Genomic DNA, 13,194 nt, shown 5'->3' with positions numbered 1-13,194 from the left:
ACATCCTTACCATTCACCGACAGAAATCTTCTATTCAACTAAAACGACTTATAACACTCTCATTATCAATATAAATTTGAGATAATAAATCACAACAACTAATACGCTGAATTATGAATAAAGTTTTAATTGTAGACGATCAGCAACTGGTGTTGCTATCTCTGGAGAGATGCCTTGCCGAATTGGGCTACGAGGTTAAATGTTCAAACAACATTTATGATGCTATAGAGCAGTATGAGATTTTTAAACCCGATCTTGTAATTACAGATATTAATATGTCTGCCCAGTCTAACCATGTTCCCCTACAGGATACTTATAATGAAATTGTAAGTAACGTATCAGGGCTCGAAGTTTTAAAGTATATACGATTTGTAAAAAATCAGCATACACCGGTTATAATACTTTCGGGCAATGTTGATGAAGATATAATAGTTACGGGCTTTGAGCTTGGTGCTAACGATTATATGAAAAAACCCCTAAGCCTTCGTGAAATAGGAATAAGAGTAGGCAGATTAGTGGGACATACTAACATACAAAAAAAAGAGAATATAAAAGAACAATACATTCAAAACACCTGCATTGGGGTTGTTATCCCTTGTTATAATGAAGAAAAAAGACTTTTAAGCGAAGAGTTTAGAAGCTTTGTACACAAAAACCTTGGTTATCATTTGTGTTTTGTAAACGATGGCAGCAAAGACAATACCCTTGCATTACTTAAAGAGCTTCAAAAAGGAAATGAAAGTCATATAAGTGTTTACGACTGTGCTAAAAACGGCGGAAAAGCCGAAGCAGTACGACTTGGAATGCTACATCTGGCAGAACAGAAACAGTTTGATTACATAGGATTTCTGGATGCCGACCTTTCTACCAACTTTGATGACTTCTCTGATTTGGTAAAAACCATAACCAATTCAAAATACAAAGTGGTAAGCGGTTCCCGAATAAGCAGGATGGGTGCCGATATTACTAAAGAATCGGCCAGAAAAATAATAAGTATGTCCATTAATTTTATTATAAGGAAAACACTTGGAATGGAGTTTAGGGATACTCAATGCGGAGCAAAAGTGATGACTACCGATGTGGTGGAGAAAACATTTGACAGGAAGTTTTTAACCAAATGGTTATTTGATGTAGAGATATTTATGCGAATGAAAAAAGTATACGGCAACAAACAAGCACAGGAAATGCTTTGTGAAAAACCGTTAAACAGATGGATTCATGCCGACGGGTCTAAACTTTCATTCAAAGATTCCTTTAAAATTGTTGGACAAATTGGGCAAATAGCCCTTCATTACAGATAGAATAGCAGTAAATTTTTTTCATAATGTTGATTTGGTTTTTATGATGACACCCATAATGCTCAATTATGGGTGTTTTTATTTTTTTATCACTACGGCGCTAAAGCCTCATCAATATTGACTAAATCTTTTTTTTAAAAACCAGTGATTAGTACTGTTAATAATAACTTTTTTAATTAAGCCTTGAGTGTCTAATAACTTTGCTTTCTTTATTAAAAGAAACCTTTATTGAGTCTCTGGATATTTTATTAACAGTAACTCCGCTTCCATTTTCACCTATGTGCATTTTTTTTACAGATCCATTTATGTTTAAAAGTACCAGCTCTTTGTTGTCTCCTGATTTTATATAACCGTAATATTCAATTTTGGGCCAATATGTTTTTATTTCGGTACTAGAATGTGTAACAACCTGTTTAGGCTTCACAGTATTATTTGCCGAATTATTACGAACTAATATCGACTTAGAATCACTTTTAATCTTATTAAGAAACGGATCTCTTTTAATAGGTTCCATAACAAAGGTATCCCGTTGTACAAAAATATTATCGATATCTGTATTCGAATCAAAATATGTTCTCAATACGGGTTGATCCGGAGTAAAGAAATAATTACTCAAAAAACGATACCCTATACCTCCCCAAAGAGCTATAACAACTATAATTAATATTACATTTATCTTTTTCTTCACTTAACTATTCTGTTACTGTTATCGTAAAATAATCACTATAACCCGTTTCATTACCAGCCTGATCTTTGGTTTTAACTCTCCAATAATAATCTCCTGTCGATGTAAAAGTATACTCAAAAGCAGGCGTAGTAACATTTCCTGTTTGTATTATAGTATTAAAACTTACATCGTTTGCTATTTGTATTGTATAAAATAGTGGCGAAGTTATCACCCCTGTATCACCTGGTGCAGTCCATGCAAAATTTACCGCTGTATTTTGTGTAATAGATGTACTATTAAGAGGTAAAGTGTTTTGAGATTGATTTGGAATAGTAGTATCTATATAAAAATTCCTGCTTGAAAATTGTGTTTCGGTTTCATTTTCCGAATTTACAGCCTTAACCTTCCACGAGTATTGTGCGTCTTCAGTTATAACACCGCTTGTAAGTGTAAAAGAGCTATTATTTAACTGCGGCTCTTCGTGTATTAAAATATTACCTGCTGTAACGTTTATTAACTGGAAAACATAATATTCTGCAGCATTAACAGGAGTCCAAGAAAAGGTTAACGATGTATTTTGTGTATAGAAGCCTGACGAAGGATATGATAAAACTATCTGCTGATTTGTCAAGTCATCAGATGTAGTTAATGTAAATGTAGCAGGAAAAGTATAAGCCGTTTCGTAAGCAAAATTTTCTCCTCTTACCCTCCATTGATAAGTCCCCGGATTTAAAGGCTGTATAAAATGATTCGTGCTAACCAGGGAGTCAAGTACCATGTTATTACTTTCTGAAAAAACCTGAATACGGTATTCGTCTGCACCATCAAGTAAAGCCCATTGAAAGTTAACAGCATTGCTCTCTATCTCTGCATTATTTAATGGATAATACATTGTTATGTTGTCATTGGTAATATCATCTTCCAATATATCTTCACAACCATAAGTAAATATTACAAGAATGGCAAGCAGTATGTTATTTTTTATTTTCATAGTTCTGAAATATAAGTTTTAAATGTAAAATGTCACTTTGATTAGTTTTTCTCGCTGTGTAGAAATTCATACTTATTAAGCGGGAATTATTAAATTTTATTTCAAAATCATAGGTCAGCTTTAACAGATCATTGAGTTCTCCTGTTATATCTACCTCATTTGTATATATATGGTAATTATCATCAGAAAATTCATGAATTGACTGCAAGTGGTATATAGAGGTTTTTTTACCGTTACTGGTAATAAAGTCAATAATATCCTGCTGTATCTTTTCTTTATTTATTCCTTCCTTTCCTATTATCTTATCTATAGCTGCTATTTGTGATTGCAGCAAATTATAATCAGAAGAAGTATTTTTTAAATCGGCTACTTTATCTTTTAGTTCAGAATTCTCCTTAACAACCCCTATAAGAGTACTAAAAGACCTTTTATAGGAAGTGAGCAGCAAAATGAAAAATATTGCAATAAGTGCCCTGAATTTTATTTTAAACGAATATTTATCAAACATCACTTACTAATATTTTTATTTCAAAATGCTGCATATTTTTTTTGTCTTTTTTAAAAGACAGCACCTCAAACTCCTTTATCCAGTCTACCTTTTTTAATTGTCTTAACCAGTCGTTAAAAGACGATTCGTTAAAAGTGGCTCCTTTTAACATTATCTGGTTTGACTGTAATTCTATCTTTTTATTTTGTTTTACTTCGCCTATAACCGGGAAAACCTCTATCTGGCTTACTGATAAATCCTGAGGAATTGAGGAGGACAATGTATAAACGTAATAAGTAAGAAACTTCTCTGAAAGCTGACCACTATCGTTTAAAATTTTAAGCTTACTTTCTTTTTGCTCCTCTAAGTTTTTAATATATTGATATGTTTGGTTGGAATAAACATTTTCCTGATTTAACGCATTATTTTGTCCTGAATAATATTGTATTCCAAAATAACTTATTAGTAAAAGAGTAAAAAACAATCCCAGCATACCTATTGCAAGATAATTAAAGCTCTTTTTATAAATAAACTCTTCATTATCTATAAGCTCACTATAACTTTTAGATATTTCCTTTTGTTTTATAAAGAAATGTATACCTGCGCCATATGATGATAACTGTACCGAAGAAAAACGTGTATCACCAATAGCATAATTTTTTTCCTTGCCCTCATCTTTTGTAAGATTTATAAGCGTTCCCCCTTCAAACTCTAGTAATGAATTGTTTGAAGTTATTAAATTTTCATCAATAGCATTTTGCAGTAATGCAGTGGTAAGCGGACCTAGGTAAAAATCTAAAATATGTATTCCTTTTTTTTGCAGTAATGAAATTATTTCATCAACATTATGTCGCCGTGTAAATGATAAAAAGGTGTATTGAGAAGTAACAAGTTCAGTAAAATATACCGTATTAAAATCTATATTTTTTTTCCAGGTTAAGTCGGTTGTATTTTTAGGATCTATTTTTTTATTTAAAACACCTTTTCCCTCCAATAGTAATAAAACCGGAAGTTTACTATTATAATTATCAAGAAAATCATCCAGGTCTTTATAACTGTGAGAAGAGACCACACTGAGACTATTACCCTTTTTCCTCAGGGTAATAGTATGGCAGTCTTCGCCTTCATCTGTTTTAAGATAACTTAAAACAGTTACATTATTAATTTTTATAACCTTTGATAAAAATGACAACATTTAAATTAGTAAATTATGGTTGGTTTAATAAAAATATGAAGTTTGGAGTTTGACTTCGACTTTCTTTTTCCGCTAAAGAACCAGCTTATAACCGGAATCCTTGACAATAATGGTGTACCCGAGGCTGTATTTTCTTTTCTCAATTCATCCAAACCTCCTAATAAAATCATTTCATTATTTTTCACCCTTACAAGAGACTGAAACTGTTGTGTTGCTTTTCCCGGAGGAGCTGTTTGACCTACTCTTCCTAAAAAAGAACTTTTCTCCACTGCAACATTAAGCGTTACCGTTTCGTCTGTAGAGACATATGGTTTGATTGAAACACTCAGGTTAGCCTCGGTAGATTTCCATGTCCCCGACTGTAATATATTATTATTGATATTGTTTGCCAGTAACTGATTATTTTGTTCAAAGTAATAATTTGTTTCCCCTATAGCCAGTTTAGCTTCATGCCCACTAATTGTTGCAATTTTAGGGGTAGATTCTATTTTTATAATAGAATTATCCTCTAAAAATTTCATATTAAGATAAAATGCCTCTGTTACTTTACCTATCTTTAAAACTCCAAGACCATTAAATGCATCTATAAGGCTGTTTACTGATGTAGCGTTTAAGTTAACATCGCCTGACGGAAACAATACTCCATTGGTTTGTGGATATTTAGTTTTGTCCAAACCTGCGGTAATACCTGTTTGAATATCATAGGCCTTGTTATACTGTACAATCATTACATCTATTTGTACTAACGGAACAACCTTATCTATTTGTTTAATATAAGCTTTAAGCTCATCTATGGTTGTTTGTGCACCGGAAACTATTAAACCATTAAGTTCTACAAACTCCTTTATCTCAACATTTTCAGAAAACACTTTTGGTAACGACATCATTACTGATTCTATTGACCTGTTCTCTAACTGGATAATTTCTGTTTTACGTAAACCTTTAGTTGATTCTTCTCCTATAAGGTAAAAATCACCATCTTTTTTATACGTATATTTCTTTCCTTTAAATATATGCTCCAATAAATCATCAAATGTTATATTATCTGCCAGAAGTGTGGTTTTTTCATTTTCAGGCTTATTATAAAGAAAATAAGTTATATTTAATTTACTTGCCGCTTCAATAATAAGCTCAGCAGCATCTGCAGCATAGGCCTCTACAGAAAGGTACCCATATTGGTTAAGCTTTACATCATAATACCCCTGCTCACCTATACTGGATTTCTTTAGCTTCCTACTTCCTGTGCTACTCATAGCATCAGGTGTTTCAATAGGTGCAAGGTTTTTTTCTATATAATAAAACCCATTGTCATCTTTAGTAACTTTTAATTCATTTGATTTAACCATCATATCCATTACCTGATCAAATGGGCGGTTTACAATATAGGAAGTGATTAAAGCATTTTTAACATTAGGCGCAAGCACTATACTTTTATTAGACTTATCTACAATAGCCTTAGCCACACTTACTAATGAATCGTTTTGAAGCCTTACTGTTAAAAAATCATTTTTAGGGTTATATTCAACATCAATTAATTTTGGCTGTTTTTTCTCTACTATTTTTACCTCTTCCCTCTTTTTAAAAATAATAATGTTGCTCATAAAGCTAATATCAAGCTGGTACTTTTCGGCTAAAAACAGGAATACATCTTTTACGGTTACATCATAAAAGTTATTATCTACTATTTGATTTAAATCCCTGTCAACACTAACATTTAGGTGATGCTCAAAAGCAATTGTAGATATAAAGTCATGCAGGGAAAGCCCTGAAACATCTATTTTTATTACCTCGTTTATACCTGGTTTTTCTTTAGCAAACTCATCTAACTGAGCGCTTATAATTGTAGGATCTTGCTGGGCAAGTAATGTTAGATTAATCAAACAGGCCACAATAAGGCAATAAATTTTTTTAGGCATGGTTTTTTATACGTTTACAAGTATTGAATAAATTTCTTCTAATGAGGTCTCCCCTTCTGCCAAAATATCAAAGGCTTTATCAGAAAGGCTCTTATACTCTTCTTCATTATAAAGTTTATCTACATTGTTATTTTTAATTGACTGAGCTATAGTATGATCAATATTCACCACTTCATAAATGGCTCTTCTGCCTTTATATCCCGTGTGATAACATTTATTACAGCCTACAGGTTTATATATTTTCTCTAGGTTATAAGGTTTTTTATATGTTTTAGGAAAATCCTGTTCCTCACAGTTAACTTCTGTTTTACAATCTGGACACAGTTTTCTAACAAGCCTTTGGGCTACTGAAAGATTTAGGGTTTCTGCTATAAGGTATGAAGGTACCCCCATATCAATTAGTCTTGATATAGTACCAAAGGCAGAGTTAGTATGTATGGTAGACAGAACCAAATGTCCCGTTAGCGATGCCCTGATAGCCATTAATGCTGTTTCAGAGTCCCTTATCTCACCAAGCATAATAATATCAGGATCCTGCCTTAAAAATGACTTTAATGCAGACGAGAATGTTAAACCTATATCTTCTTTAAGCTGAACCTGATTAATCCCTTTAAGCGTATATTCAATAGGATCTTCAACAGTTACTATATTACGCTTACTATCATTAAGAAGCCTTAGTGTAGCATAGAGAGTAGTTGTTTTACCTGAACCTGTGGGACCGCTAATTAATATTATTCCGTTAGGTTTTTTAACCGCTTCCAGGTAATAGTAAAGTTCTTCTTTTTGAAATCCTAAAGTTGAGAGATCAATATTAGAAGCATCCTGTCCCAAAAGCCTCATTACAATTTTTTCTCCAAAAAGCGTAGGTAAAATGGAAACCCTTATATCAAAAGTATCATTTGTAATCCTGCCATCCTGAGGTAATCTTTTCTCTGTAATATTTAGCTTAGACCTGATTTTTACTTTATTAACCAGTTCCAGATAATTCTCTTTCTCTACTTTATATCTTTCTATTAATTGCCCGTCAATCCTAAACCTTATTCTGGCATTTTCTTCATATACCTCAAAGTGTATATCACTACTTTTTAACGATTTAGCCTCCTGTAGCAGGCTCTCCAAAAAGTCTCCTTTATCTATAGTGAAATCTTTAGCAGTATTCGTAGCTCTTTCCTGCCTGTAATAGACCGAAAGCGCTTTTTCAATTTCATTATTAGGGAAAGAAAATAAAACTACTTCCTGTCCTAAAAGCAATTCTAGTTCATCTTTTACTTCATCGGTATTATTAGCCTCATCTATATATAAAGCCATATTCCCTTCTAAACTGTCTTTAGGCAGTACACGGTAATGGTTGGCTATATCACCCGAAATTAAGTGCTGATTTTCCTGACTTACAACAATCTCCATAACTAGTCTAATAAAGATATATGTGAATAATCAAGTAAAAAATCAGCAGTTATAATAAACAGAAAAAGAACCGAAGCGTAACCTGCAAGCGGAATTGTTTCTTTTTTTATAACCTTCTTAAAAGCAAAGTAAAGTACTATAGAAAAAAACATAGAAGCTATAAAGTATACTATATAATTTCTCAGAACAAAAAACGGGGAAAGGGCCATAAAGAAAAGTAAATCTCCAAAACCAAAATAGTTTTTAAACGGATTGAGTATTCTTTTTTGCTTAACACTCATATATAAAACTAATACAGAGAAAACGAATACAAAAAAAAGAACATTTAGAAACATAACATCTAAAAGAATTTTAATATCTGCTTTTATAAGATATAAACCCGAACTAAATATAATAACAGGTAATATTACATGAATATACCTGTATTTAATGTCCTGATAAATAACAAAACAAAGAGATAAAAACAATACTATTATAACCAAAAGCTCCACTATTCTTTAACTACCTCTTTAAGTACTTTTTTATGATCTATTTCCCAAGTATTAAAATTGCCGTCTCCATCAAGATCAGAAACAGAAGTAGCTCTTGCTAAAAATGAGTTATTACTGGCTTCAATAATTTCAATTTTATAAACAGCCTGTCCGCCTTCGTCTACCGTAAGCTCCTGTTCAAAACCAAGTTCCTCCAAACTGTTTGAATATTTAGAAAAACGATAAAAATTGCTTTTTTGCAAACCATAAACCTGATTAAGCATTGCCTGAGCCTCAATAGCTTTAGCTTGACCTATTACAGATGTTTGGTTTGGCAGCACCATTAACAATAAAATACCTATAATACAAAGCACTATAAGTATCTCAGTTAACGAATACGCCTTAACTTTAGCAGCTTTTAACTTTTTAAAATATTTAAAAAATAAATAATTTTTTCGCATAATTTAACTTTTAAATAACAAGAAAATCATTAATAAGACAATCTTAATGCCAAAAATACAAAACTATTGGTAACTAAAGTTAATTACGCAAAATTTTACTTAAATCAAACATTGGAGCATACATTGATATCATTATAATGCCCACTACTAATCCAATTACTATTATAATCATAGGCTCAAGAATTACTCCTATCATCTTGGTTTGGTGATTAATTTCTTCATTATATTGATCACTTAATTTCTCAAACATGACATCAAGCTGATTAACATGTTCTGAAACTTCAATCATCGTTACCAAGCGATCTTCGTATATTTTATGCTTTCTGAGACTTTCACTTAAAGATGCTCCACGGGTAATATCATTCTTTATATCCTCAATTGAATTTTCAATAGGATAAAATCCAATCATTTTTGATGTAAGATTAAGTGAAGCAATAAGAGTTGTTCTGGAAGATGTTAAGAGATTCATTGCCTGACAGAACCTTGAAATATAAATTTTCCTGATAAGGCTCCCAAAATATGGAATTTTCAATACCAACGATGCCATAAGCCCCCGGTAGCTATTTTTATTTTTTAAATAATAGTGTCCTGCTACCAAACCGGCAATCACAATAGCAATTACAGTAAAAAGATAACCTGAGTTGTTTGACAGTTTAATAATATACTGAGTACTTTTAGGCAACTCACTACCAAACTGACGGAATACCGAACTAAACATAGGTACTACTTTTGTGAGCATAAAATACAGCACTAAAAAAGTTACCAGTAAAACAATTACAGGATAAGTAAGCACACTAACTATTTGCCTCCGCATTTGTATTTTTCGGCTAAAAAACTTTTGTAGTTCAGTAAGTACATCCTCCAGTTTCCTGGTTTCTTCACCTATTTGTATGCTATAATATTCATAAGGAGAAAAATGTCCCGAAACCTTCATTGCCTCATAAACTCCTTTACCGTCAACTACTTTATCTTTTATAGTATCAATAATATCTTTTTCAAATTTATTTTTGTTTTGATTACTAAGTATCTCAAGGGCTTTTTTAAAATCAACCCCTGCTTTTAAAAGCATACCAAGTTCACGGTAAAAAAGTTCTTTTTTCTTATCTGAGAACTTCTTTCCAAAAGTTACCTGTGTATTTAAATTGAACCCCTGTTGCTTTTTTTCTTCTTTCTTATATGTACTTAAATCAAAACTCATTTTTTTGGTAAGGCTTTAAAAGTTCTTCAGGATATACTTTTTTATAAAAAAACATATCTGTTTTTTGTTGATCTACTATAAGTTCCCAATGTAGTCGCTGGTAGCGAAAAGGTTTGTTTTCTGACTGTAATTCTTCTATAAACACTCTTTTTGTTTGTAAATGAAAGGTATCTGTAAAATCTCCCTGCGCTCTCACAAAGTATTCCTTCATAATAAAATATGTTACATCATTCTCTTTATAATCAGAAAACACTAACCTATCTCCCGAAGGCATTTGCATGCTACTACTTTCAAAAACAGCTTTATTTAAACTATAGCTCATTCTGTTAAGGTCCGATATGCCTTCGTTTTGTTTTTTAAAATCGTCTAAACGCTGTGATGTAACAGAAAATATGATAAATACTATAGTAAGTATAATAGCCGTTACAGCCATACTTACCACAGCTTCTACAATAGTAAACGCCGGTATTTTATTTCTCTCAGGGTACATAAAAAACTTTTTCAGGGTATTCAGTAATACTGTCACTGTATTTAATGATAATTTTTTTACTCCCTTCGGTAAACTCCTCTTCTATACTCCAGTTTTCATTATCATATTTTTCTTTTAAAGAATCAAGCCCTATCTGCATATCAAAAAAAGCAGCCTGTATCTTATTTTGAGAACTGTAAAACTTCATTGATGTATTAGGGGCAAAAACAGCCGAATATACCATTATTGCTATATACAGGCACACCGATATTATAGTAAGAGCTATAACCGATTCCAGTAACGAATTTGCCGGTACTTTACATAACCTTTTTAATTGTTTCATAGCTTTTATTACTATTATCAAGTAGTGGTAATGGTATAAAGAATTGTGGTCGCTTTAAAATATTTATCTCAATATCGGCCAAGCAATTATCATATCCGGTAGATGCTGTTTTGTGTACAAACCAGTTTGTATAAACAGATCCGTTTACGTCGCTTTGCAATACAAGTCTGCCTGTACAATATATACTACCGGTTATCAACCCTTCCTTTTCAATAAACATAATGTTATTTTCTAACATTTGCATTTCATTTCCGCATAAAACCAATACCCCGTTAACCACGCTCCCCTCCTTTAGCAAAATACCTCCCTTATTAGCATAGGTATTATTTACACACAATGCAGAAGGATAATTAAGCTTTACCCCTTTTGCAGTTTCTATTTTTGTTCCTGCAAAAGCCTGGAGTGTGCCTTCAAAACCTTCTTCAAAATATATTCTTGATGCCTTTATAATAACATCTTCAAGTCTTGCTGTTTTTTTTATCAAAATAGAGTCGGTACCCGTAATAAGCACATTACCCTTTATATTTACATTACCAAGCTCATTACCTTTTAACCTGAGTTCAAGCAATGGATTGCGAAATGAATTAAAAAATACCGAATCGCTTTTAACCACTTCCTGCAACTCAAAGCTTTGTGCTGAATTAATCGAGAAAGCATCTTTTAGCTGTTGGTTCATATCTGGAAGTTTAGTCTCGGAAACCTGAACCAGCCCTACATCTTTTTCCAGATGATTAGGGCGATTATCAATATGTATCGGTTTTATAAAAATTGAAGGCAGTTTTTTATTACCTACAAGTACCACATCGCCCGAATAAGTGAGGGGTCGGTTTATATTTGTTAAAAAAACACACGTCTTATCTACAGTATTAGGAACGGCAAAATGAGATGACGTAACCGTATCTCCCTCTATAAAGGAATGAGCGATTATAAGCTGTAAAAGTCCGTATGGTTTAGTTTCGTAAGCCGACTCTATCCCCTCGTTTTCATCTAACGGCAATGAACCCGATTCCTGCATTTCACCTAATGCATAATTTACCAGAGACTGATTATGGATATAAAGCTCTTCGTGAGTATTATAATAAACATTGAGTTGATTATACAGGTTTGCCGCATAGAGCAACCCAGCACATAATACAGCTACAATAAGGCATACAAAAATGGCATACAGTAAACTGTGAGCCCTAACCATTACTTACCTGCTTTTTATCTTTTTTTCCAAAGAGTCTTTTAAAGAAACCCGGTTTATCATCCTTAGGCTGAGATTGCTTCTTAACCTTTTCTTTTTTTACTTTTTGTTGCTTAGGTTGCTTGGTTTTGTCTCCTTTATCTTTTTTTGAGAACAGCCTGCCAAAGAAGCTCTGCTTATCTTGCTCACCGGCCTGCTGTACTGCCGACTTTGGTTTAACCTGCTGCTGGGTTTTATTAACCTCTTTATCCTCGGGTTTATCCTTTTTACTGAACAAACGCTTAAAGAATCCCGGTTTTTTATTCCCGTTGGTAAGTGTATCTTTAGCTTTAACCTTTTTTACAACCAGTTCACCACGTTTATATTTAAGGGTATCGCCTTTAATATAGTTAATCCAGCGTCCGTGCTTTTTATTGTTTTTATAACGACCTTCTTCAACAAGGTTTCCTGTTTCGTCATAAGCATAATAACTTCCGTCAAGTTGCCCGTCGTTCCAGTAGGCCTTTGATTGTAATGTACCGTTTTCAAACCACGACTTCCAGTATCCTTCTTTTATACCGTTTTTAAACTTACCGGCTTCAGCTAACTGATTGCTGTGATAGTATTTAAAAAATTCGTCGTGAAGCAGTTCCCCGCCCGTACCATATTCACTACTGTGAATACGTCCGCCTTTAAACCAGTAATAGTGTCTGTCAGACTCCGGTTTAACAACTTTATCGGTAGTATAGAATTCGTAACGAAAATCAGGGTCGGAAATTTTCTTTTTTAATGAAACTCCAAAAGAAAAACAGCAGAAAGCTGCTATGAGTAATAAATATTTATGCATTTGTGTGGTTGGTTTTTTGGCTGTGCCAATATAACTATTTTTTGTAACCTAAAACAGAGATTATTTTATATCTTTAGCATAAATAAAACGAATAAAAAAGTGCTTTATTAATGTATTTTTTGTGCCGATTTTAGCATTATTAGGCATAAATTATAAACATAAAAAAAGCCATACGTTCTTAAATATAAAGGGGAAAGAGGGGATTAGATTACTATCCTTTCGGAATGCAGATGCCAAACCGTTTCTATAACGGTACAGATTATAGGTATGGGTTTAACGGGAA

General features: G+C 32.7%; 13 protein-coding genes. 1 reads left to right on the top strand and 12 read right to left on the bottom strand.

Annotated elements, in window-relative coordinates; all coding sequences use genetic code 11:
• Positions 1 to 113: 113 nt before the first annotated feature.
• Positions 114 to 1,301: a glycosyltransferase gene (locus V3Z67_RS10830; RefSeq protein ID WP_330443321.1), complete on the top strand. Its 1,188-nt coding sequence runs from the start codon at positions 114 to 116 to the stop codon at positions 1,299 to 1,301.
• 169 nt (positions 1,302 to 1,470) lie between these two features.
• On the opposite strand, the gene V3Z67_RS10825 is transcribed toward V3Z67_RS10830, so the two are convergent.
• The 12 genes from V3Z67_RS10825 to V3Z67_RS10770 all read right to left on the bottom strand — a co-directional run bounded on the left by V3Z67_RS10825 (position 1,471) and on the right by V3Z67_RS10770 (position 12,911).
• Complete coding sequence (locus tag V3Z67_RS10825; protein WP_330443320.1) at positions 1,471 to 1,986, bottom strand: hypothetical protein; 516 nt, start codon at positions 1,984 to 1,986, stop codon at positions 1,471 to 1,473.
• Positions 1,987 to 1,990: 4 nt separating this feature from the next.
• Positions 1,991 to 2,956, bottom strand: coding sequence for a hypothetical protein (locus tag V3Z67_RS10820; protein ID WP_330443319.1), 966 nt, complete (start codon positions 2,954 to 2,956; stop codon positions 1,991 to 1,993).
• Entirely contained in the window at positions 2,940 to 3,467 is a 528-nt protein-coding gene (locus V3Z67_RS10815) for a hypothetical protein (RefSeq protein WP_330443318.1), read from the bottom strand. Before V3Z67_RS10815 ends, V3Z67_RS10820 begins: the two co-directional genes overlap by 17 nt.
• Positions 3,457 to 4,638 (bottom strand): PilN domain-containing protein, encoded by a 1,182-nt coding sequence (locus tag V3Z67_RS10810; RefSeq protein WP_330443317.1) that lies wholly within the window; start codon positions 4,636 to 4,638, stop codon positions 3,457 to 3,459. The genes V3Z67_RS10815 and V3Z67_RS10810 overlap by 11 nt, the downstream gene beginning before the upstream one ends.
• A 5-nt stretch (positions 4,639 to 4,643) precedes the next feature.
• Positions 4,644 to 6,554, bottom strand: a complete 1,911-nt coding sequence (locus tag V3Z67_RS10805; protein ID WP_330443316.1) for a type II secretion system protein GspD — start codon at positions 6,552 to 6,554, stop codon at positions 4,644 to 4,646.
• Between the two features lie 6 nt (positions 6,555 to 6,560).
• The gene (locus tag V3Z67_RS10800) at positions 6,561 to 7,958 is read right to left on the bottom strand and encodes a GspE/PulE family protein (protein ID WP_330443315.1); all 1,398 of its coding nucleotides are present in this window, start codon (positions 7,956 to 7,958) and stop codon (positions 6,561 to 6,563) included.
• A gap of 490 nt (positions 7,959 to 8,448) precedes the next feature.
• A complete protein-coding gene (locus V3Z67_RS10795; RefSeq protein WP_330443314.1) occupies positions 8,449 to 8,889 on the bottom strand; it encodes a type IV pilin protein in 441 nt (146 codons plus the stop codon).
• 79 nt (positions 8,890 to 8,968) lie between these two features.
• Complete coding sequence (locus V3Z67_RS10790; protein ID WP_330443313.1) at positions 8,969 to 10,087, bottom strand: type II secretion system F family protein; 1,119 nt, start codon at positions 10,085 to 10,087, stop codon at positions 8,969 to 8,971.
• Positions 10,077 to 10,577, bottom strand: coding sequence for a PulJ/GspJ family protein (locus tag V3Z67_RS10785; RefSeq protein WP_330443312.1), 501 nt, complete (start codon positions 10,575 to 10,577; stop codon positions 10,077 to 10,079). Before V3Z67_RS10785 ends, V3Z67_RS10790 begins: the two co-directional genes overlap by 11 nt.
• Positions 10,567 to 10,899: a hypothetical protein gene (locus tag V3Z67_RS10780; protein WP_330443311.1), complete on the bottom strand. Its 333-nt coding sequence runs from the start codon at positions 10,897 to 10,899 to the stop codon at positions 10,567 to 10,569. The genes V3Z67_RS10785 and V3Z67_RS10780 overlap by 11 nt, the downstream gene beginning before the upstream one ends.
• Positions 10,874 to 12,088 carry a hypothetical protein gene (locus V3Z67_RS10775; protein ID WP_330443310.1) on the bottom strand — a complete coding sequence of 405 codons (1,215 nt, stop codon included), beginning with the start codon at positions 12,086 to 12,088 and terminating at the stop codon, positions 10,874 to 10,876. The genes V3Z67_RS10780 and V3Z67_RS10775 overlap by 26 nt, the downstream gene beginning before the upstream one ends.
• Positions 12,081 to 12,911 carry a toxin-antitoxin system YwqK family antitoxin gene (locus V3Z67_RS10770; protein ID WP_330443309.1) on the bottom strand — a complete coding sequence of 277 codons (831 nt, stop codon included), beginning with the start codon at positions 12,909 to 12,911 and terminating at the stop codon, positions 12,081 to 12,083. Before V3Z67_RS10770 ends, V3Z67_RS10775 begins: the two co-directional genes overlap by 8 nt.
• Positions 12,912 to 13,194 lie beyond the last annotated feature (283 nt).

The sequence above is a fragment of the Flavobacterium sp. C4GT6 genome, assembly GCF_036347315.1.
Lineage (GTDB): Bacteria > Bacteroidota > Bacteroidia > Flavobacteriales > Flavobacteriaceae > Flavobacterium.
The sequence above is the reverse complement of the archived record's forward strand: the minus strand, read 5'-3'. Positions and strand labels throughout refer to the sequence as shown.

Excerpts from the sequence above, each read along its gene's own strand:
- V3Z67_RS10785 (WP_330443312.1), bottom strand. The coding sequence starts at position 10,577 with ATGTACCCTGAGAGAAATAAAATACCGGCGTTTACTATTGTAGAAGCT.
- V3Z67_RS10820 (WP_330443319.1), bottom strand. The coding sequence starts at position 2,956 with ATGAAAATAAAAAATAACATACTGCTTGCCATTCTTGTAATATTTACT.
- V3Z67_RS10790 (WP_330443313.1), bottom strand. The coding sequence starts at position 10,087 with ATGAGTTTTGATTTAAGTACATATAAGAAAGAAGAAAAAAAGCAACAG.
- V3Z67_RS10780 (WP_330443311.1), bottom strand. The coding sequence starts at position 10,899 with ATGAAACAATTAAAAAGGTTATGTAAAGTACCGGCAAATTCGTTACTG.
- V3Z67_RS10800 (WP_330443315.1), bottom strand. The coding sequence starts at position 7,958 with ATGGAGATTGTTGTAAGTCAGGAAAATCAGCACTTAATTTCGGGTGAT.
- V3Z67_RS10810 (WP_330443317.1), bottom strand. The coding sequence starts at position 4,638 with ATGTTGTCATTTTTATCAAAGGTTATAAAAATTAATAATGTAACTGTT.
- V3Z67_RS10775 (WP_330443310.1), bottom strand. The coding sequence starts at position 12,088 with ATGGTTAGGGCTCACAGTTTACTGTATGCCATTTTTGTATGCCTTATT.
- V3Z67_RS10830 (WP_330443321.1), top strand. The coding sequence starts at position 114 with ATGAATAAAGTTTTAATTGTAGACGATCAGCAACTGGTGTTGCTATCT.
- V3Z67_RS10805 (WP_330443316.1), bottom strand. The coding sequence starts at position 6,554 with ATGCCTAAAAAAATTTATTGCCTTATTGTGGCCTGTTTGATTAATCTA.
- V3Z67_RS10795 (WP_330443314.1), bottom strand. The coding sequence starts at position 8,889 with ATGCGAAAAAATTATTTATTTTTTAAATATTTTAAAAAGTTAAAAGCT.
- V3Z67_RS10770 (WP_330443309.1), bottom strand. The coding sequence starts at position 12,911 with ATGCATAAATATTTATTACTCATAGCAGCTTTCTGCTGTTTTTCTTTT.